At 64.5% G+C, this 21718-nt stretch carries 12 protein-coding genes and 1 pseudogene; 5 read left to right on the forward strand and 8 right to left on the reverse strand.

Annotation, left to right across the window (positions count from 1 at the left end; genetic code table 11):
- The first annotated feature begins 195 nt into the window (after positions 1 to 195).
- On the forward strand, positions 196 to 1905 hold the full coding sequence (locus tag KFF05_01425; protein UTW52082.1) for a sensor histidine kinase: 1710 nt from the start codon (positions 196 to 198) through the stop codon (positions 1903 to 1905).
- A gap of 9 nt (positions 1906 to 1914) precedes the next feature.
- Here the strand turns inward: KFF05_01425 and KFF05_01430 are convergent, their stop codons facing one another.
- A complete protein-coding gene (locus tag KFF05_01430) occupies positions 1915 to 2817 on the reverse strand; it encodes an NAD(P)-dependent oxidoreductase (protein ID UTW52083.1) in 903 nt (300 codons plus the stop codon).
- 91 nt (positions 2818 to 2908) lie between these two features.
- On the opposite strand from KFF05_01430, the gene KFF05_01435 reads away from it, so the two are divergent.
- Positions 2909 to 3868 (forward strand): AEC family transporter, encoded by a 960-nt coding sequence (locus KFF05_01435; protein ID UTW52084.1) that lies wholly within the window; start codon positions 2909 to 2911, stop codon positions 3866 to 3868.
- Here the strand turns inward: KFF05_01435 and KFF05_01440 are convergent.
- The 4 genes from KFF05_01440 to KFF05_01455 form a co-directional block, all read right to left on the reverse strand.
- Positions 3865 to 6642: an ATP-dependent DNA helicase gene (locus KFF05_01440; GenBank protein UTW52085.1), complete on the reverse strand. Its 2778-nt coding sequence runs from the start codon at positions 6640 to 6642 to the stop codon at positions 3865 to 3867. The genes KFF05_01435 and KFF05_01440 overlap by 4 nt on opposite strands.
- Positions 6643 to 6747: 105 nt before the next feature.
- Positions 6748 to 10455: a methionine synthase gene (gene metH, locus KFF05_01445; GenBank protein ID UTW53529.1), complete on the reverse strand. Its 3708-nt coding sequence runs from the start codon at positions 10453 to 10455 to the stop codon at positions 6748 to 6750.
- Between the two features lie 13 nt (positions 10456 to 10468).
- Positions 10469 to 11455: a methylenetetrahydrofolate reductase [NAD(P)H] gene (metF, locus tag KFF05_01450; GenBank protein UTW52086.1), complete on the reverse strand. Its 987-nt coding sequence runs from the start codon at positions 11453 to 11455 to the stop codon at positions 10469 to 10471.
- Positions 11455 to 12453, reverse strand: coding sequence for a metalloregulator ArsR/SmtB family transcription factor (locus tag KFF05_01455; GenBank protein ID UTW53530.1), 999 nt, complete (start codon positions 12451 to 12453; stop codon positions 11455 to 11457). Before KFF05_01455 ends, metF begins: the two co-directional genes overlap by 1 nt.
- A 1490-nt stretch (positions 12454 to 13943) precedes the next feature.
- Between KFF05_01455 and KFF05_01460 the strand changes: the two genes are divergently transcribed.
- Both KFF05_01460 and KFF05_01465 read left to right on the forward strand, forming a co-directional pair.
- Positions 13944 to 15236, forward strand: coding sequence for a hypothetical protein (locus tag KFF05_01460; GenBank protein ID UTW53531.1), 1293 nt, complete (start codon positions 13944 to 13946; stop codon positions 15234 to 15236).
- 275 nt (positions 15237 to 15511) lie between these two features.
- Positions 15512 to 16350: pseudogene (locus KFF05_01465) on the forward strand (DMT family transporter).
- A gap of 51 nt (positions 16351 to 16401) precedes the next feature.
- Here KFF05_01465 and ettA read toward each other — a convergent pair.
- Complete coding sequence (gene ettA / locus KFF05_01470; GenBank protein UTW52087.1) at positions 16402 to 18081, reverse strand: energy-dependent translational throttle protein EttA; 1680 nt, start codon at positions 18079 to 18081, stop codon at positions 16402 to 16404.
- 203 nt (positions 18082 to 18284) lie between these two features.
- On the opposite strand from ettA, the gene KFF05_01475 reads away from it, so the two are divergent.
- Positions 18285 to 19181, forward strand: a complete 897-nt coding sequence (locus tag KFF05_01475; protein UTW53532.1) for a hypothetical protein — start codon at positions 18285 to 18287, stop codon at positions 19179 to 19181.
- A 46-nt stretch (positions 19182 to 19227) separates the two neighbouring features.
- Here KFF05_01475 and KFF05_01480 read toward each other — a convergent pair whose 3' ends face one another.
- Both KFF05_01480 and KFF05_01485 read right to left on the reverse strand, forming a co-directional pair.
- Complete coding sequence (locus tag KFF05_01480) at positions 19228 to 20139, reverse strand: aldo/keto reductase (GenBank protein UTW52088.1); 912 nt, start codon at positions 20137 to 20139, stop codon at positions 19228 to 19230.
- Between the two features lie 5 nt (positions 20140 to 20144).
- Positions 20145 to 21614, reverse strand: a complete 1470-nt coding sequence (locus tag KFF05_01485) for a CBS domain-containing protein (protein ID UTW52089.1) — start codon at positions 21612 to 21614, stop codon at positions 20145 to 20147.
- Between the last annotated feature and the right edge of the window lie 104 nt (positions 21615 to 21718).

Here is a 21718-nt window from a genome sequence, read left to right on the forward strand (position 1 = left end):
GCTGTTATTTTTTGGTGATAAAAAAAAATGCATTAAACGGCAAGATCTATCGTGCGCGGGGGCGCCTGCAAATGGCCCGTAGCTTGCATGATAAGGTGGCATCCTGCCTTGACCGCTGACATTAAGTGTCTCTGTGCAGCCTGCACTTTCGGTCTAGTTAATAATATTTCTCATTTAGGGTAGGTTGATCGAATAATGGTCGCAGAATTTTCCAAAGCGGCCTCGTTGCTGCTGTCGCTTTGCCTACTCTATGCCTTCATCGCGCAACGATGGCCAAACGAAGAGCTGACCGGAAAGATACTTTCCGGATTGCTGTTCGGCGTGATCTGCGTGATCGGCATGGAAGCCCCCGTGACCATCGCCCCGGGCATCATCTTCGATCCGCGTTCCGTCATCATCAGTCTGTCCGGCGTGTTCGGCGGTCCGGTCGGCGGCGCCATCGCGGCGGTTATTGCCGGCGGCTACCGCGCTTATCTGGGCGGCGGCGGCGCACCCGTCGGGGTCGCGGTCGTCGTGACCTGTGTCGCCTTGGGTATCGGCTATCGCGCCGCGTACAAGTCTGGCCGCGTGCCGCTTAACTGGCTGACGCTGCTGGTCTTCGGGCTGATCGTCCATGTCGTCGTCATCGGCCTGTTCACCCAATTGCCGGCGCCCGTTGCCGAAAAGGTCATGCGGACCGTCGCCCTGCCTTTCGTGGTCGCCTTCACGCCGGCGACGATGGTTCTTGGCATGATCCTCGCCTACATCGACGACCGGATCGAGACCCGCAGGGCGCTTGCCGTCAGCGAGGCCCGCCTGCAGTCCGTTATCGACAACGGACCAAACGCCATGACTCTCAAGGACAAGGACGGCAAAATCCTGTTGGCCAATTCGGCCTATGCCGATTGGGTCGGTTTGAAGCCGGCGGCGCTGATAGGAAAGACCATGCGGGACATTTTTCCCGCGGACGAAGCCCGCGTCTTCATGGAAATAGATCGTGAGGTCTTGGCTTCGGGCGAAATCAGCATTCAGGAGGTCGCGCGGACGTTTCCCAAGGCCGGGCTGAGGCAGCTCAGGAACCATAAAATTCCGATCTTGCTCGACGCCGAGAACGACCACGCGTTGATCACCATCATGGTCGACATTACCGAGGAAAGGGCCGTTCAGCAGGAACTGCGCCACGCGTTGGCGCTGGCCGAGGATGCCAACATGGCCAAGACCCAGTTCCTCGCGACCATGAGTCACGAACTGCGGACGCCGTTGAACGCGATTATCGGGTTTTCTGAAATTCTCTACCGGCAATATTTCGGCCCGCCCAATTCCGATAAATATCGCGAGTACGCCAAGGATATCAACGCAAGCGCCGCTTACCTTTTGTCTTTGGTCGAGGACTTGTTGGATATTTCGGCGATCGAAGCGGGGGCGGGATTGCATGACCTGACCGCAGTCAGTATTCCCGACATCGCGGGGGAATGTGTCGATGCGGCCCGTGACCGGGCCTATGAAAAAGACATCGACATCGACATTACCGTGCCGGACGGTTTGCCGATGGTATGGGCCGATGCCCGCGCGGTGAAGCAGGTTTTCCTCAATCTGCTGGTCAACGCGATCAAGTTCACGCCGGCGTCGGGCCGTATCACGATTTCCGCGGCACAACTGGACGGCATGATCGCGGTCATGGTCACGGACACTGGCCCGGGGATCGATGCCGCCCTGATCGACCGTCTTTTGGAACCTTTCTCGACACGCAATCAGAATCCCTTTACCACCGAAAAGGGTTGGGGATTGGGGCTTTCCATCACCAAGTCCTTGGTTGAACAGCTGGGCGGCACCATCCGCATCAACAGCGCCCTGGGCCAGGGCACGACGGTGACCTTCACCCTGCCACTGGCGACCACGGCGAAAGCGGCGATCGGCGCCGCCTAGGGCGTTTCCTTACTTTTCGTTCACCGGCCAGTCCGGGCGGATGGCGCGGATCAGGCCCGCGTGGTCCAGGTCGCCGTCGCCGGCGGCGATCACCCGGTCGTAGAGATCACGGCTGAGCGCCGTCGCCGGCAGTTCGATTCCCAGGTGTTCGGCCAGTTCCATGGCCTGGTCCATGTCCTTGCGCTGGATCGGGCAGCGCGCGCCCGGGGTGAACTTGCCCTCGACCATGCGCAGGCCGTGGACCTCGAGAATGCGCGAGTCGGCGAACCCACCGCCCAGCGCTTCCCGGACCTTGCCCGGATCGACCCCCGCCGCCTGGGCCAGGGACAGGGCCTCGGCCACGGCGCCGATGTTCAGGCCGACGATGACCTGATTGGCGGCCTTGGCGACCTGCCCGGCCCCGGTCGGGCCGACATGAGTGATCTTTCCGCCCAGGACCTGAAGGATCGGCAGGGCGCGGGCGAAGGCATCGTCCGTGCCGCCGGCCATGATGGTCAGGTTTCCGGCCTCGGCCCCCAGGGTGCCGCCGGATACGGGCGCATCCACATAATCCGCCCCCAGTTCTTGCGCCTTGGCCGCCAGCATGCGGGTGACCAGCAGCTTCGATGTGCCCATGTCGACCACCAGCTTGCCCTGCAGGGAGGCCGCGTTGAACACGCCGTCCTCGCCCAGCAGGACCTGTTCCAGGGCCGGGGTGTCCGACAGCATGCAGATGACGACGTCGGATGCCTCCGCCGCGGCGCGGGGGTTGGCCGCCGGGGCCATGCCTTCCCGGGAAAGTTCCTCGATGACGCCTTGCGAGCGGTTGGTGATGACCAGTTTGGCTCCGGCCTGCATCAGGTTTCGCGCCATGGGCTTGCCCATCAGGCCCAAACCGATGAAGCCGATGGTCGTTCCCGCAAGATTGGTCATCCGTAACTCTCCCCTTTATAAATAAAGCCGCACCCGTTATGGGAGGGGCGCCGTTCGCCGGTCAAGCCCCTGCATCCTTTTCGGAGCCTTCATGGAACCCGTCCTCAACGTCGTCCTGCCCGTGTTCGCCATCATCCTGTCGGGATATCTGGCCGGCCGCGCGGGCGTCATGGGGCCGTCCTCGACCGATGCACTCAACCGGTTCGTCTATTACGTGGCGTTGCCGGTTTTGCTCGGCCATTCCATGGCCCGGGTCGATGCCGCGACGATTTTCGACTGGCCCTTCATCCTGGCCTATCTGGGCGGCAACGGGGTGACCTTCGCGGGCGCCTATTTCCTGTCGCGACACGCATTCAAGAACGACATGTCGCAGTCGTCCCTGTTCGCCATGGTCTCCGTCTTCGCCAACACGGGCTACATGGGGATTCCCCTGGCCATCGTCGCCTTCGGGCCTGATGCGGCCCTGCCGGCGGCCATCGCGACCGTGTTCCAGACCCTGGTGTTCATTACCGTGACCGAGGTTCTGATCGCCGCGGGCAAAAGCAAGGGCACGGGCCAGGCTCTGGCGAAAGTGTTCGTCGATTCCCTGTGGGGCCTGATCAAAAGCCCGCTGTTCATCGGCTGCGCCATCGGCATGGCTTGGTCGCTCGGCGGGCTCAAACTGCCGGTGCCGGTCGATACCTACGCCACGGTGCTGGGGGCGGCGGCTGGGCCGGGGGCGTTGTTCGCGCTCGGCCTGTTCCTGGTCGGCAAGCCGATTTCAGAAGGTATGGGCGAGGTTTCGGTCATGGTCGTGATCAAGCTTTTGATCCATCCGGTGGTGACCTGGATGCTCGGCGCCTATGTGTTCGACGTGCGGTTGGATTGGCTGGTCGTGCTGGTCATGCTGGCGGCTCTGCCGACGGGGGCCAGCTGCTTCGTCCTGGCCCAGCAGCAGAACATCTATATCCGCCGGACCTCCGCGGCGACCCTGTTCTCGACCCTCATCGCGGTCGTCACCATCGGCGCGTTCTTCGCCCTGCCGCAGGTCGCGGACATTCTCCAGCCCTAGCCTTGGTCCTGATCCGGCGTATCCGAAAGAAACGCCTTCACCTGCTGCACCGCCTCGCTCAGGCCCAGGCGCTGGATTTCCACGCCGGCAGGAAAGGCGGCGGCCAGGCGCGTCGGCAGGGCGCGGTCCAACATCACGAAAATGCCCCGGTCCCCGGCCCGGCGGATCAATCGCCCGAACGCCTGTTTCAGCTTGAGCCGCGTCAGCGCCTCGTCGAAATCGCGCCCGCCGAAGGCATTGCGCCGCGCCTTGTGCAGGATGTCAGGGCGCGGCCAGGGCACTCTGTCAAAAACAATAAGCCGGAGCGAGCGGCCCGGCACGTCGACTCCGTCACGCACTGCGTCCGTTCCCAAAAGGCAGGCGTTTTCCTCGGCCCGGAAGATGTCGATCAGCGTGCCGGTGTCCAGCGGCTCCACATGCTGGGCGTATAGGGGGATGTCCAGATCCTCAAGCGGCCCGGCAATGCGCTGATGCACGGCACGCAGGCGGTTGATGGCGGTGAACAGGCCGAGCGCCCCGCCGCCGGACGCGATGAACAGTTCGCGGTAGGCGGCGGAAACCTGATCGGCCGAATTGCGGTTCACGTCGCCGACCACCAGCACGCGGGTCTGCTTGCCGTAATCGAAGGGCGAGGGCACGGTCACATGCTGCGCCGGGCGGGTCATGTGAACGGCCCCCGTGCGGGCCGATGCCTGGGGCCAGCCGTCACCGTCCGGGTCGCGGTCGTCGTTGGTGATGTCGCGCAAGGTGGCCGAGGTCACCAAGACGCCGTGGGCTTCCGAGGCCACGTCACGGGTGAAGGGCAAGGTCGGGTCCACGTAATGGCGATGGAAGGCGACATCGACTTCGCGCCCGAATTGACGTTCGACCGCGAACCAGTCGACGAAGGTCTCCGGCGTTTCGCTTTTGAGCGCCTTCAGCATGTCGCGCCAGGCCGCGATCTGGGCCAGGCCCCGGCGTTCCAGGGACTTGGCCACGGCCTCGATTCGGTTGCGGGTTTGGCTGTCCAGGCTGTCGGCCTCGTCGTCCAGCTTACCGGCCAGGCGCTCGATCAGCTCGCCCATGGGCTTGCCCATCTTGGCCAGCGCGCCCTCCAGTTCCCCGGCCGCAGCCAGCAGGCCGTCCGTCGCCGGATGGGGTTCGCACTCCAGGGAATAGCCGGCGTCGGCGTCCTCCGCCCGGGCTAGGACCTGGGCGCGAAGGCGGGCCAGGAAATCCTCCGACGGGCCGCGCGGCCCGGCTTCGATGCGTTGCCGCCAGCCGGGGCCGGGCAGGCAGCGGGCGGCGGCCAAAACGGCGTCCAGGGCGTCCTGGGCCTTGTCGTCGTCGGAAATTAGGTCCTCGATGCGGGCCCGCAGGCCGCGCGATCGCGACCGCTGGCCTTCCTCCGCCCCGACCAGCCAGCGCCTGAGGTCCGCCGTCTCGAACCCGGACAGATGGGCGGAAAAGGCGCCGTCGGCGGCGTTGAACAGATGATGGCCTTCGTCGAACACATAACGCAGCGGCAGGCCGCCGCCGTCGTCGGACCCGATGCCGCCCATGGCCGCCTGGATCATCACCAGGGCATGGTTGGCGACCACGATCTCCGCATGCTTGGCCCGGCGTTGCGATCGTTCGATGAAGCATTTTCCGTAATGGGCGCAGGCGGCATAGACGCATTCACCCCGGGTGTCCGTCAAATCCGTGGTCAGGCCCGTACCCATGAGGTCCGCCAGCCAGGCCGGGAAGTCGCCGCCCACCATGTCGCCGTCGCGGGTCGCCAACGCCCAGCGGGCCAACAGGCCGAGGGCGATTGAGGCCGGACCCGGCATCTGTAGGGAGCGGTTCAACGCTTCCTCGTAATTCAGGATGCAGAAATAGTTTTCCCGCCCCTTGCGCACGACGACCTTCTGTTCCTTCTCCACCGCGTCGGGGTAGAGCCGATCGAGCTCCGCATCCAATTGCCTTTGCAGGTTACGGGTGAAGGTCGAGATCCACACCGTGCCCTGGTTCTTTTTCGCCCAGACACTGGCGGGCGCGATATAGCCCAGCGTCTTACCCACGCCCGTGCCGGCCTCGGCCAAGACGAAGCGCGGCTCCCCCGCCCGGTCGCGGGGCAGGAAGGCGGCGGTGGCGCCGGCGGCGTAATCGGCCTGTTGGGGGCGCTGCTCCGACCCGCGGCCCAACAGGACCGCCAGTTGCGCGCGGGCTTCCGCGGCCGCCACGGGCTGATTGCCGGCCGGCGGCGGCGGGGCCTCGTCCTCCCAATCGGGCAGGCGCTGCCAGATCATCAGGCCCCGGCGGGTCGACGCCGAATGGGGTTCTTCCCCGGCCCCGAGCGCCGCCAGCACGGCGGATGTCCAGGGCCAGCCACCCCGGCCCATGGACCAGGCGATGGCGGCGGTGTCGCCCCGCCCTTCCTGGCCAAGTTCGGTCAGCAGTCGATGGGCGGCCAGGGCCAGCACCTCGGCCTCCGCCTCGTGGCTGGCGGGCAGGGCCAGATTCAGGGCCTCGGCCAGGCCCCGCGGCGTCGGCAGGCAGAACTTGGCCGGGCGGCAGAAGGCGAACAGTTCCAGCAGGTCGAGGGCAGGGATGCTTTGAAGGTTCAGCCGCCTGGCCGTCGCCTTGGCATGGCAGACCATGACGCGGTCGATCTTGCGTACCCGGCGGGATGCTTCGGCCGGTGTCAGGGTCTCGATCTCGCCCTCGGGCGTCAGCCAGGCGGCATGGCGCACGCCGACCACCAGGGCGGGCACGTCGCGAAGCTGCGGAAAGGGGCCGCCGGACGCGGTCACGGTCGGGGCACGCCTTGGGGGCGGGGCGGGGGGTTCATGGCGGGGCGAATCATCGCGCCATGATGCGCCAGGGGCCGATGAAATCCAAGCGGCGGAGACGTCGAATTAGCGGTCGTAGACCAGGTTCGGCGCCAGCCAGCGTTCCGTGGTTTCCAAGTCTTGACCCTTACGCTTGGCATAGTCCTCGACCTGGTCCTTGGAAATCCGCCCGATGCCGAAATATTGGCTGTCCGGATGGGCGAAATAGAAGCCCGAGACGGCGGCCGTCGGCGTCATGGCGAAACTTTCCGTCAGCTCGATCCCGGTGTTCTTTTCCACCTGCAGCAGGTCGAACAGCTTGCGCTTTTCCGTATGGTCGGGGCAGGCGGGATAGCCGGGTGCCGGGCGAATGCCGCGGTATTTTTCGTGGATCAGGTCGTCGTTAGCCAAATCCTCGCCGGGGGCATAGGCCCAGAATTCCTTGCGCACGCGCTCGTGCATGCGCTCGGCGAAGGCTTCGGCCAGACGGTCGGCCAGCGCCTTCAGCAGGATGTCCGAATAGTCGTCGTGATTGGCCTTGAACTCGGCCAGTTTCTTTTCGATGCCGATGCCCGCCGTGACGGCGAAGCCGCCGACGTAATCGGCCTTGCCGCTGTCCTTTGGTGCGACGAAATCGGCGAGGCAGAAGTTGGGCCGCTTGGCGTCCTTCGTCATCTGCTGGCGCAGGAAATTGAGGGTCGTCACGGTCTTTCCGTCGTCACCGTAGACCTCGACGTCGTCGCCGACGGAATTGGCCGGGAAGAAGCCGATCACCGCGCGGGCGGACAGCCACTTTTCGCCGACGATCTTCTGCAGCATGGCGTCGGCGTCGGCCTTCAGATTGCGCGCGGCTTCCCCGACCTTGGGGTCGTCCATGATGGTCGGATAGGTGCCGGCCAACTCCCACGTGCGGAAGAACGGCGTCCAGTCGATGCGCGTGACCAGTTCGGCCAGGTCGTAGTCCTCGAACACCTTAAGGCCGGTGAGGGTCGGTTCGGCCGGCCCGTAGGTCGCCCAATCGCCCTTGAAGGCATTGGCGCGGGCCGCCGCGATGGTGGCCTGATTATCGGCCTTCTTACGGTTGGCGTGTTTGTCGCGGAGCACGTCGTATTCGTCGGAAATCTGTGTGACGAAATCGTCCTTCAGGGTGTCCGACAGCAGGTTGGAGGCAACGCCCACGGCGCGCGACGCATCCAACACATGAATGACCGGCCCGTCGTAGTTGGGCGCGACCTTCACGGCTGTATGGACCTTGGACGTAGTGGCGCCGCCGATCAGCAACGGCAAGGTCAGCCCCTGGCGTTTCATCTCGCGGGCGACGGTGGTCATTTCCTCAAGCGACGGCGTGATCAGGCCGCTGAGGCCGATGATGTCCGCGTTCTCTTCCTTGGCCGTATCGAGAATTTTCTGATAGGGCACCATGACGCCCAGATCGACGACGTCGTAGCTGTTGCACTGAAGCACCACGCCGACGATGTTCTTGCCGATGTCGTGGACGTCGCCCTTGACGGTCGCCATGACGATCTTGCCCTTGGCCCGGGTGTCGCCGGCGGCGGCTTTTTCTTTCTCAAGGTACGGCGTCAGATAGGCCACGGCCTTTTTCATCACGCGCGCCGATTTCACCACCTGGGGCAGGAACATCTGGCCCGATCCGAACAGGTCGCCAACCACGTTCATGCCGTCCATCAGCGGCCCTTCGATGACCTCAAGCGGCTTGTCGAACAGCTGACGGGCTTCCTCGGTGTCCTCGTCGATGTAGTCGGCGATGCCGTTGACCAGGGCATGGGTCATGCGCTCGACCACGGGCTTCTCGCGCCACGATAGGTCTTCCTTCTTGGTCTTGGCCTGGCCCTTCACCTGATCGGCGATTTCGACCAGTTCTTCCTGCGCTTCCTTGCGCCGGTTCAGCACCACGTCCTCGACCAGATTGCGCAGGTCCTCGGGAATGTCCGCATAGACCGTGAGCTGACCCGCGTTGACGATGGCCATGTCCAGGCCGGCCTTGATCGCGTGATACAGGAACACGGAATGCATGGCCTCGCGCACGGCGTTGTTGCCACGGAACGAGAACGACATGTTGGACAGCCCGCCAGACGTATGCGCGTGGGGCAGGGTTTCCTTGATGGTCTTCACCGCGGCGATGTAGTCCTTAGAGAAGTTGTCATGGGCGTCGATCCCCGTGGCGATGGGGAAGATGTTGGCGTCGAAGATGATGTCCGACGGTGGGAAGCCGACCTCTTCCGTCAGGATCTTGTAGCTGCGGGTGCAGATCTCGACCATGCGGTCGTAATTTTCCGCCTGACCCGTCTCGTCGAAGGCCATGACCACCACGGCGGCGCCGAAGCGCATGATCTCCTTGGCCTGTTCGATGAACGGCTCGGGCCCTTCCTTGAGGCTGATGGAATTCACCACCCCCTTGCCCTGCATGCAGCGCAGGCCCGCCTGCAGGATCGTCCATTTCGAGGAGTCGACCATGATCGGCACGCGTGCGATATCCGGCTCGGCAGCGATCAGGTTGAGGTACTTGGTCATCGCCTGCTCGCCCTCAAGCATGGCGTCGTCCATGTTGACGTCGATGATCTGGGCGCCGTTCAGGACCTGCTGGCGGGCGACTTCCAGGGCGTCGGCGAAATTGCCGTCGCGGATCAGCCCGGCGAACTTGGGCGAGCCGGCGACGTTGGTGCGTTCGCCGACGTTGACGAAGCCGGTGACCGCATCAAAGGTCAGCGGCTCCAGACCGGACAGGCGCAACTGGTTATCGTTCTTGATCGGGGTGCGGGGCGTGATGCCCTGGACCGCCTCGGCGATGGCTTGGATGTGGCTCGGTGTGGTGCCGCAGCAGCCGCCGACTACGTTGATCAGGCCCGCGCGGGCGAAATCCGCCAGATGTTCGGCCATATGTTCGGGCGTGTCGTCGTATTCACCGAATTCGTTGGGCAGGCCCGCATTGGGATAGACGCTGACGTAGGTCGACGCGGCGGTCGCGACGGCCTGCACGTGGGGGCGCAGTTCCTCGACGCCGAGCGCGCAGTTGAAGCCGATGGAAATCGGATTGGCATGGGCGATGGAGGTATAGAAGGCCTCCGCCGTCTGGCCCGACAAGGTGCGGCCCGAGGCATCGGTGATGGTGCCGGAAATCATCAAGGGCCAGCGCCGTCCGGTGTCGTCGAAGAACTTCAGGATGGCGTAGATCGCCGCCTTGGCGTTCAGGGTGTCGAAGATGGTTTCCAGCAACAGAATGTCGGCGCCGCCGTCGGTTAGGCCGCGCACGGCTTCCGTATAGGCTTCGACCAGGGCGTCGAAGGTTACGTTGCGGAAGCCGGGGTCGTTGACGTCGGGCGAGATCGAGGCCGTGCGGTTGGTCGGCCCGAGCGCGCCGGCGACCATGCGGGGTTTGTCCGGGGTTTTCGCGGTCCAGGCATCGGCGGCGGCGCGGGCCAGGCGGGCCCCCTGATAGTTCAACTCATACACCAAGGCCTCGGTGCCGTAGTCGGCTTGGGCGATGGAGGTCGCGTTGAAGGTATTGGTTTCCGTGACATCGGCGCCGGCGGCCAGGAACTGGTCATGGATGTCCGTCACCACGTCGGGGCGGGACAGGATCAGAAGGTCGTTGTTGCCCTTCAGATCATGGCCGTGGTCCTTGAAGCGCTCGCCGCGGAAATCTTCTTCCTCCAGCTTGTGGCGCTGGATCATGGTGCCCCAGGCGCCGTCCAACACCAGGATGCGTTCGTTCAGGATATCGCGCAATTCATCGCTGCGGTCCCCGGCCAGATGCCTGGGGAAGCGGTCGGACATGTCGTTCATGGAATCAGCCTGTTTGTTTCTTGTTTGTTTGGTCACCGGCGTCGCTCCCCATCGGATGCTTGGGGCGCACGCCCAGCATGTGACAGATGGCGTAGGTCAGATCCGCCTGGTTCAGGGTATAGAAGTGGAACTGCTTGTCGCCGAAGGCGTGCAGGGTGCGGCACTGTTCGGCGACCAGGGAGGCGGCGACCAGCTTGTGTGTGTCGGGGTCGTTCTCAAGCCCGTCGAATAGATCGCCCAGCCAGCGCGGGATCGTCGCCCCGCAGCGCTTGGAGAAATTCGCGACCTTGGTGAAATTGTGGATCGGCATGATGCCGGGGATGATCGGCACCCAGATGCCGGCGGCCCGCGCCTGATCGACGAAGCGCAGATAGACATCGGTGTCGAAGAAGTACTGGGTGATCGCCTGATCGGCGCCGGCGTCGATCTTGCGCTTCAGGTTGTCCATGTCGGCCTTGGCGCTGCGCGCCTCGGGGTGGACTTCCGGATAGGCACCGACGGAAATGTTGAAATCGCCGATCTGGCGCAGTCCGGCAACCAGATCGCAGGCGAAGGCATAGCCGCCGGCGTGCGGCGTGTAATGGCCGGATGAATCCTGCGGGTCGCCGCGCAAGGCCACGATATGGCGCACGCCCATGTCCCAATAGTCCTGGGCGACGGTGTCGATTTCCTGGGTCGTTGCATCGACGCAGGTCAGATGCGCCGCTGGCAGAAGGTCGGTTTCGTCAAGCAGGCGCTTGACCGTGGCGTGGGTGCGCTCACGGGTCGAGCCACCGGCGCCATAGGTCACGGAAACGTATTTGGGGTTGAGCGGCGCCAGACGCTGGATGCTGTCCCACAGATTGGCCTCGGCGCGCTCGCTCGACGGCGGAAAGAACTCGAACGAAACCTCGACGTCGTCGGGCAGGGCGGCGGCGACGGACCCGCCGGCAACGGCGGCGCGGCCGAAGGCGGCAACCTGGCGCAGGGTATCAGTGGGCGGTTTGGGCATCAGGCTGTATTCTCCAGGGTGCGGCCCGCGGCGGGCTTTGTCAGAACCGGCGCGGCATCGGTGTTGGCGGCGGCGGGGATCTTGACCGCGGACCACAGGGTCACGGTCAGGGGATCGCCGGAAAGATGGCGGATGGCGCGCGGCGTCAGGCCGGCGCTCTTTAACCAGGCTTCGGCCTGGGTATCAGGAAAGCCCAGGCGGCGGTGCTGGTGGTCGCGGCGCAGGGTTTCTTCTTCATGGGGGGCGAAATCGACGATCAAAAGTGTCCCGCCGGGGCGGACCATGGCGGTCGCCGCCTCGATGGCGCGCACCGGATCATCGAGGTAGTGCAGCACCTGATGCAGGGTTACCAGGTCGAAGGTTTCGGCCGGGAACGGCAATTGGGTGATGTCCGCCTGGCGGACCTGACAGTGGCTCAGCCCGGCACTGTCCAGGTTGGCGCGGGCCACGGCCAGCATCTCGCGGGATAGATCGACCCCCTGGGCATGTTCCGTGCGTCCGGCCAACAGTTCAAGAATACGGCCGGTGCCGGTGCCTAGGTCCAGGTGGCGTTCGATGGTTTCGGGGGCAAGGTCGAGGATTGCCTTTTCGACCACGGCGTCATCGACGTGGAGCGAGCGCAACCGGTCCCATTGTCCGGCGTTTTCGCGGAAGTAACGGGCGGCCTCTTCGGCCCGTTCGCGCTTGATCTGCACCAGGCGCTGACGGTCGCGGGCCAGAACCTCGTCGTCAAGCGGGGCAAGATCGACCAGGCGGGCAGCCAAGTCCGTCTGCGGGCCGTCCTGGGCGAGGCGATGGAACACCCAGCTGCCTTCCGGCACGCGGGCCAACAGCCCGGCAGCGGTCAGCACCTTCAGGTGGCGGGAAATGCGCGGCTGGCTTTGGCCCAGGATGCGGACCAGTTCGGATACCGTCAATTCGCCGTCGGCACAAAGCGCCAGAATGCGAAGGCGGGTCGGTTCCGCCGCCGCGCGCATGCCGGCCATGGTGTCATCCAAGGTTCTCATAAGTCGTCATATACATATAAAGATATCTTTATGTCAATTGGAAAACTTGACGTCGTCATCTTTCGTGTGCGGCAGGCGATGGGCGTCGGAAGCCGCCCACGGCGATTCCGCGTTGCGGAATACTCCGTGGTAGGCGTCGGACTCTTTAGTTTGGTATAGTTTTGACGCGGTCGATGATCCGGGGCGGAACCTCGGGCATTGCCTAACAAAACCGCGAGAAGTCGTGGGAGGGCTCGTTCTGGGAGGACAGCCATCACCTTTAGACGATCGGCGGACGCCTGTTGACGGCGGACCGTTACGCGCGCGCGTGGCCCAAGGGCCGGGCCGGGCGGCTGCTGACCTATGGGCCATTCCGGTTTTTGCGGGGCAGCCAACGACCACAAATCACCGAATAAAAACAAACGCGTCGAATACCCAGCACAGGGGGAATCATGAACAATTTACGGATCAGCACGGCGAGCCGGCTGCTGCTCATCGCCATCGTGGTGACGGGCATCATCCAGGTCGCCAACGTGCTCCGAATCACCAATAACGTCGAAACCATCGACGATGCCTGGGTCGAATTTCAGGAAGCACAAAACGAAAAAGTCCGCCTTCTCGGCGATCTTCGCTCGGCCATGGGGTATGGCGGCCTGATCGAGAACTTCAAGGACTACATGCTGCGCCAGACGGACGAGTATCTGGAGAACATCAAGAAGTTCACCGACAAGTCCATGAGCATCATCAAGACCTACGAAGGCCTGGGGCTGAACGACACGGAAACGTCGGCGCTCAGCACGCTCGAGGAAATCGTCACGGTCTATGGCGCGCAGGCGGGCGAGATTGAAACGCTGACTTTCGACGCCGTCGGGGCCGAGGAGATCGACGTCAAGATCCAGATCGACCCGATGCCGGCGCTGGAGGCGCTGAAGGTTCTTGCCCAGGCGGCCGAAGGTAAAAAGAAGAAGGGCGCGAAGAAGACCAAGTCGCAGCTTCTGAATTCGATCCGCGCCCATCTGGGATTCGGTGGCCTGATCCACAATTTCAAGAATCTGGTGATCCGCCGCGATGCGGCCATTGCCGACAAGGTCAAGGCCGACGTCACGGCCATCGCCGCCGACGCGGCGTCCTACAAGGCCCTTGGCGTGTCGGAAAACGAAGGCAAGCTGCTGGACGGCCTGCTCGGCGTCATCGCCGGTTACGGCACGGCGGCCGAGACGGTGCTGGCCCAGGCCGGGCAGGGAAAATCGCCCCAGGAGATCGATCAGGCGTTGAGCATCGACGACAGCGCCCTGACCGGGGCGCTTGAAGGCCTGAAAGCCGAAATCAAGAATCAGCTCGATGCCAAGTCACAAGCGGTCGAGGACACCCTCGAGGGAGTGCGCAGCCTGGTTCAGATCAGCGTGTGGGTCACGGTGGTGATGCTGACCCTGTTGGTCATCGGCAGTTATTGGCTGCTGAATTACCGCGTGCGCGCGCCCATCATGGCGATCACCGGCGCCATGAACGACCTGGCCGGCGGCAATCTGGAAGCCAAAATTCCAGGCCTCGGCGAAAAGACCGAGGTCGGGGAAATGGCCGGCGCCGTGCAGGTGTTCAAGGAGAATGCCCAGGAAGTGAACCGCATGACGGCGGAACGCGAGACCGAGGACCGCCGCAACCGCCGGCGGCTGCGCGGCGAAGTTCTGGCGCTCAACTCGGCGCTGGAAGAAGAGGTCGCCAAGGCGGTCGAACTGGTCAAGGACCGGGTCAACACGGTCGAGAACTCGGCACGGGCGGCGGCGGACCTGTCGCAGTCGGCCCATACCCAGGCCTCGACCGTGGCATCGGCGGCTGAGGAAGCGACGATCAACGTGCAGACCGTCGCGTCGGCGGCGGAGGAACTCTCGGCCTCGATCAACGAGATTTCCTCTCAGGTCGGTCAGTCGTCGCAGATCGCGCGGCAGGCGACCGAGGAAGCCGACCGCACCAACGCCCAGATCCAGGGCCTGGCCCAGGCGGCGGAGAAGATCGGCGAGGTCGTCAGTTTGATCACCGACATCGCCGAGCAGACCAACCTTCTGGCCCTCAACGCGACCATCGAGGCGGCCCGCGCCGGCGACGCCGGCAAGGGCTTCGCCGTGGTCGCAAGCGAGGTCAAGAACCTGGCCAATCAGACCGCCAAGGCGACGGAGGAAATCGGCAAGCAGATCGGCGACATTCAGTCGGCGACGCAGAACAGTGTCGAGGCCATCGCCGGCATCACCAAGACGATCTCGGACATCAACGAGATTTCATCGTCGGTGGCGGCGGCGGTCGAACAGCAGGGCATGGCGACCCAGGAGATCGCCCGCAACGTAGAGCAGGCGGCATCGGGCACCCAGGAAGTGTCGTCGAACATCATCCAGGTGACGGAGGTCGCGGGCCAGTCCGGCGACGCGGCGTCGCAGCAGCTGGAGGCGGCGGCCCAGGTCAAGTCGGGCATCGACCACATGAACGAACGCCTGCTGGAGATTATCCGCGACAGCCAGGATCCGGAATGGGCGGGCCGTCATCCGGTGGGCACCAAGGTCAAGGCGACCGTGGCCGGGGTGGAGCGGGAAACGACGCTGCACAGCCTGTCGAAGGGCGGCGGGATCGTGATCGACCGCGGGCTCCAGGTCGCCGAGGGCGAGATGTTCACCATCGAACTTCCGGGTGTGGGCGCGGTCAAGGCGGCGATCATCGCCAAGACCGAAGATCATACCCATGCGCGGCTTGAATTGGACGAGGACCAGACGGACAGGTTCCGAATATACGTCGACGGTCTGGCGTAGCCGGTTTCTTTTGGCGGGCGTGGGGAGGGTCGCCACGGCCATCATCGACCAGACCGATGTCCACGCTCACCAGCGGCCGGACCCGGACAAGGCCGGGATGGAGAAGCTTACTTCGTTTCTCGCCGAAGTATCCTGGTGGGTTCGTTCTTGCGTTGACGTCGGATCGGGGGGATTGATGGTCGGGAGACCGTGGCGCATCCGCCGCCGCGGGAATTCCCGGAGGATGCGTCATTCCCTATCCAGTCCCCGCGCCGTCGCCGCTTCGCATCGTGCTGATGACGGCCCTGGCCATCACGGCCTTCGCATCGAACTCGCTGATCTGCCGGGCCGCCTTGGGCCGGGGTTGATCGATCCCGCGACCTTCACCACCGTGCGCCTGGTTTCGGCGGCGGCGGTTCTGGCTGTGGTCGTGTTCGTCCGGCGTGGCCATCTGCCGCAACTGGCCTTCGGGGACTGGCGCGCGGCCGGGGCCTTGTTCGCCTACGCGGTGTTCTTTTCCTTCGGCTATGTCCTGCTGACCACGGGCACGGGGGCGCTGATCCTGTTCGGCTCGGTGCAGCTGACCATGTTCGCCTGGGCGTTTTACGAAGGGGAACGGTTCACCGCCTTCGCCTGGGGTGGGCTGGCGCTGGCCGCCGGCGGGTTGGTCTGGCTGGTGTTACCGGGCCTGGAAGCCCCCGATCCCTTGGGCGCGTTGTTCCACACCATCTCGGGCGCGGCCTGGGGCGTGTTCTCGCTGCTGATCCGGGGGGCCAAGCATCCCGTGGAATCGAACGCCGCCAATTTCCTGATCTGCGTGCCGCTGACCCTGGTGGTCAGCGCGCTGTTCTGGGCCGACCTGGACGCCACGGCGCCGGGCTTGGCGCTTGCCGTGCTATCGGGCGGCCTGGCGTCGGGCTGCGGCTATGTCATCTGGTATTGGGTGCTGCGCTATCTGCCGGCGGCCCGCGCCTCGGCGACACAGTTGTCCGCCCCGGCCATCGCGGCCTTGGGCGGCGTGGTGCTGCTGGGCGAGGACCTGACGCTCCGCCTGATCATCGCTTTGGCGGCCATGCTGGGCGGGGTGTTCATTGTTTTGGCGCAAAAAGCACGAGCAGTCCCGCCGGCGGAATGAACGGCGGGGTAATGATCGCGCCAAGCTACTTCCAGCCCGCAGGTTTTGCGGCTAACGCGTCAGCGGCTTGTACTTGATGCGGTGGGGTTCCAGGGCGGCGTCGCCGAGGCGGCGCTTCTTGTCGTCCTCATAGGCCTGGTAGTTGCCTTCGAACCACACCACCTGACTGTTGCCTTCGAAGGCGATGATATGGGTCGCCAGGCGGTCGAGGAACCAGCGATCGTGCGAGGTGATGAGCACGCAGCCGGCGAAATCGCCCAGGCTTTCTTCCAGCGCCATGAGGGTGTCGACGTCCAGATCGTTGGTCGGCTCGTCAAGCAGCAGCACGTTGGCGCCGGACAGCAGCATCTTGGCCAGGTGGACGCGGTTGCGTTCCCCGCCCGACAGCTGGCCGACCTTTTTCTGCTGGTCGCCGCCCTTGAAATTGAACTGCGCGACATAGGCGCGGGACTGCATGGCGCGCTTGCCGAGAATGATCTCGTCGTTGCCGCCGGAAATTTCCTGCCACACGGTCTTGTCGGCGCCGAGGCTGTCGCGGCTTTGGTCGACATAGCCGAGGACCACCGTCTCGCCGACGCGGAGCTCGCCGCCGTCGGGTTTTTCCTGATCGGTGATCATGCGGAACAGGGTGGTCTTGCCGGCCCCGTTGGCGCCGATGATGCCGACGATGGCGCCCGGCGGAATCTTGAACGACAGGTCCTCGACCAGCATGCGGTTGCCATAACCCTTGCGCAGGTGTTCGGCCTGGATCACCAGATCGCCCAGGCGGGGGGCGGGCGGGATGATGATCGACGCCGTGCCCATGGTCTTTTCCTCGGACTTGGCGACCAGATCGTCATAGCGGGCGATACGGGCCTTGGACTTGTCCTGGCGGGCGCGCGGGGACTGGCGGATCCATTCCAGTTCCTGCTTCAGGGTGCGCTGGCGGGCCGATTCCTCGCGTTCTTCCTGGGCCAGGCGCTTCTGTTTCTGTTCCAGCCAGCTGGAATAGTTGCCTTCGTAGGGAATGCCCTGGCCGCGGTCGATTTCGAGAATCCAGCCGGTGACGTTGTCGAGGAAGTAGCGGTCGTGGGTGACGATCATCACCGTGCCGTCGTAATCGGCGAGGAAGCGTTCCAGCCAAGCCACGCTTTCGGCATCCAGGTGGTTGGTCGGCTCATCGAGCAGCAGGATTTCCGGCTTTTGCAGCAGCAGACGGCACAGCGCCACGCGGCGCCGCTCGCCGCCCGACAGCTTGGTCACGTCGGCGTCGCCCGGGGGGCAGCGCAGCGCGTCCATAGCGATCTCGATGGTGCGATCCAGCTCCCATCCGTTCACGGCGTCGATCTTTTCCTGCAGTTCGCCCTGTTCGGCGAGCAGCGCGTTCATCTCGTCGTCGTCCATGGGCTCGGCGAACTTGGCGGACAGTTCATTGAAGCGGTCGACCAGATCCTTGACCTCGCCCAGGCCTGCGGTGACGTTTTCCTCGACCGTCAGTTTGGGGTCGAGTTCCGGCTCCTGCTCCAGATAGCCGACGCGGGCCCCCTCGGCGGCCCAGGCTTCGCCCGAATAATCCTTGTCCTTGCCGGCCATGATCTTCAGCAGGGTCGATTTCCCGGCGCCGTTGGCGCCCAGTACGCCGATCTTGGCGGTCGGCAGGAACGACAGGGTCAGGCCCTTGAGAATCTCGCGCCCGCCGGGATAGACCTTGCGGACGTCTTTCATGACATAGGAATACTGATAACTGGCCATTTTCGGGGCTTTCAAAGGTACAGGGCAACGGGGCGAGACGGATGGTTCCGGCGCGCTGTTTAGCGGATCGCAAGGGGTCTGACAACTGGACTCACGGGAACTTGACCCTACGCAATCCCGTTTCGCCTCCGGCGTGCTAAGCTTTTCCTGGAATCACCGTTGGGAGGTGCCGTTCCGTGGACCGTTTCGAGATCATCCGCGCCATGAGCATGCGGCGGCTGGCGGGCTGGGCCTTGGGCCTGTTGACCGTCGCCGCCATGGCTGTCTTGGCGGCCGTTGTCTGGCGCCTCAAGGACGGTGGTGGGACCGCCGATTTCCTATGGACTTGGGGATCGGGTGTTGCGGTCCTGGTCCTGGTGTTCGCCGCCATCTGGGCGCAGCTGGATCACCTGTTGCACGTCCGCGAATTCGACAAGAGCGCTCTGCCCGCGCGGCCAGAACTCTATGACTTCGATCAGCTCAACCCGCCCATGCACCTTGAGGAACTGGGCGGCAAGAATCTGAAGGATCTGACCTTCGTCGTGTTCGATACGGAGACCACGGGTCTCAAGCCGTCCAAAGGGGACGAGATCATCTCCATCGCTGGCGTGCGCGTGACGGGCGGGCGCATCGAGGAAGACGCGCCGTTTTCCCGCCTGGTTCACCCGGGCAAGAAAATCCCCAAGGCGTCCATCCGTTTTCACGGCATCACCGATGACATGGTCAAGGGGGAGCCGCCGATCGACAAGGTTCTGCCCGCGTTCAAGGCCTTCGTGGGCGAGGCGGTCCTGGTCGCCCATAACGCGGCCTTCGATGTCCGCTTTCTCAAGCTGAAGGAAGGGGCGACGGGGGTGGTGTTCGACAACATGGTGCTGGATTCCCTGCTGCTGTCCGTGTTCCTCGACGCCGAAAGCCGCAACCATTCGCTGGACGCCATCGCCGAACGCATGGGCGTCGAGGTCGAAGGCCGCCACACCGCATTGGGCGACAGCATCGTCACCGCCAAGGTGTTCCTAAGAATGTTGGAGATGCTGGAAGCCCGCGGCATCACCACCCTGCGCCAGGCCGTCGATGCCTCCATCAAGATGGAACACGTGCGCGAGATGCAGAAGCAGTTCTAAAAACGCAGGGCGCGCGGGGCTGGTTGGCTTGGCCGCGCGGCCGTCTTCAAAGGGACTCCACGTAGGCCGAAATTTTCTTCCGCAGTTTGGCATCCGGCATCCGCCCCCGGCCCGCTTCCATGTTCTCCGTCATGTGATCGACCCGCGTGGTTGCCGGGATGGCGCAGGTCACGGCCGGGTGGGCGACGATCCATTTCAACAGGACCTGGGCCCAGTTGGCGGCCCCGATCTCGGCGGCGAACGGCGGCAGGGGCCGGCCTTGCAGGCGGTCGATCAGGGCCCCCCGCTGGAACGGCCGGTTGACGATCACGGCGATGCCCTTGTCCTTGGCCAGCGGCAGCAGCCGGGCCTCGGCCTCGCGGTCGTCGATGTTGTAGGTCAGCTGCACGAAATCGACGGGTTGCGTCTTCATGATGGCCGCAAGCTCATCATGACGTCGCCCGTGGGAGGTGGTGATGCCGATGTGCCGTACGCGGCCACCGGCTTTCCATTGCGTCAGCGTTTCCAGATGGCCTTCCCAGCCGAGCAGGTTGTGGACCTGCAACAGGTCGAAGGGTTTGACGCCCCACAGCCGTTCCGATTCCGCCATCTGGCGAATGCCGTGGTCCCGGCCCGGCGTCCACACCTTGGTCGCGGCGAACAGGGTCCTGGGCTTTCCCAGGGCGGCCAGGCCGTGGCCGATGACCGCTTCCGACGATCCGTACATGGGCGAGGAATCGATCATGCCGCCACCCATTTCGAAGAACGTGGCAAGGACCTGCGCGCGCTGGGCACGGGCCGCTGGGTCGTCGCCGACGTCGAAGGTCAGCCAGCTGCCCATGCCGATGACGGGCACGGCGGCGCCGGTCCGGGGGATGGTCTTCGTGATCGCGGCAGGGTTGGCGGAAACGCCGCCGGGCAAGCCAGCTGCGAGGCCTGCAAGAACGGTACTTTCCAGAAAACGTCGGCGCGTCAGCATAGGGCTTATTGTAGCACGTCGCCGGTGAATTCGCCCCGCATACGGTCCCGCAGGCGGCGGATGGCCTCAAAGGAATCCTTCAACATGTCCGCCTCGCGGCGGGTCAGGCTGCGTGGGTGGACAAAGTTGGTGACAGGACGGTCCGCCTGAAAATCCTTGATCTGCTGGCGCAGCAGCAGGTGCGAGATATGCCGATAAGCGCCGCGCAGGTAATCGGCTTCGTCCTTGGCCAGGATGCCTCGGTCCTTAAGGGCTTGCATGCGTTCCAGCGTCGGGTTGATTGCCAGGCCCTCGCGCAGGCACAAAAGCCGCATGGCCTCGACCAGCGGCAGGGTGCCGGAATGCTTCAGGTTGAGGTAGCCTTTGTAGCCGGGGGCGTCGCTGTCCTTCATGGTGATGAAGCGGCCGAACCAGCCGATCGCCGGGCCATGATCCTGGTCGTCCTCGAACATCTCGCGAAGGAACATGTGATTGCCCCGGGCCGTCTCGGCGACATGGCGGCGCAGGTCATCGGCCAGATCGTCGCGGCCCCGGGCCGATTTGAAATCGAAGAAAATATCGCAGAGGCGCAGCATGGTCGTGCCGCGCTTGCGGCTCCACAGGCTGATTTGCGCCTTCCACTGGCTGAGGGTCTTGCGCCACAGCGGGTTGGTCGCCATGACGAAGCCCTTGCACAGCGGCAGGCCGATGGCGTCCAGGTCCCGTGTCATGCGTTCACCGAGGTCGATGAACCAGGCGTCGATTCTTCGGTGCTCCGAATCCGGGTAATCATCGAGAATGAAGCCGTTGTCCTGATCGGGGAACAGGAAGCTTTCGCCGCGCCCGCCCGATCCCATGACGATGACCGAGAAGTCGACCGGCGGCGGGCCCAGACCCTCGGCGGCCATGGCGGCAAGCGCGCCGTCGACCACGCGGCGGTAGATATCAAGATTGATGTTGCTGAGCAGAGCCTGAATTTCCGGTGCCGGCAGGTTGTCCCGGAACAGCTGATCGGCGAGCGTGACCTGTGCCCGCTTGACCTGGGTCAGGCCGGCCACGTCGCCGCCCTGGGTCAGGCTGTCGATCTGCGCCATCAGGGTGCGTGACGCCACCGCAAGGGTGTCGTCCAGGTTCAGCATGCCGGTCAGGCGGCCGGCGGGATCGACCACGGGCATGTGGCGCAGGCCCGTGCGGCGCATGACGGCGATCGCCTGGTAAAGGTATTCGGTCTCTCCGATCACGCGGAGCGGCCGTGTCATGACCTGGGACGCCGGGGTGTCGGCGGTGGCCTGGAACAGGACGCGCCGGGTGATGTCGTGTTCCGTGATGATGCCCTGGGGCCGCCCGTCCGGCCCCGTGACGACGACGCCCGAGGCCCCCGAATCGGCCATCACCCGCACGGCCTCACCCAACAGGGCGTCCGCGGCCAGGCTGGGCGGTGTCGCGGCCATGGCCTCGCGCACCAGCATGCGGAATATGGCGGTCCGGGGTTCCATGGTATGGCTGCCGTTCTCCCCACTTGTTCCGGTCGCGTCCCGATCAAGGTCGTTGTGGCGCTTGAATCGGTGCGCGGACAGGAGCCCGCGCCGGGATGACGGAA

It is taken from the genome of bacterium SCSIO 12827, from assembly GCA_024397995.1.
Classification (GTDB): Bacteria; Pseudomonadota; Alphaproteobacteria; order Rhodospirillales; family Casp-alpha2; genus UBA1479.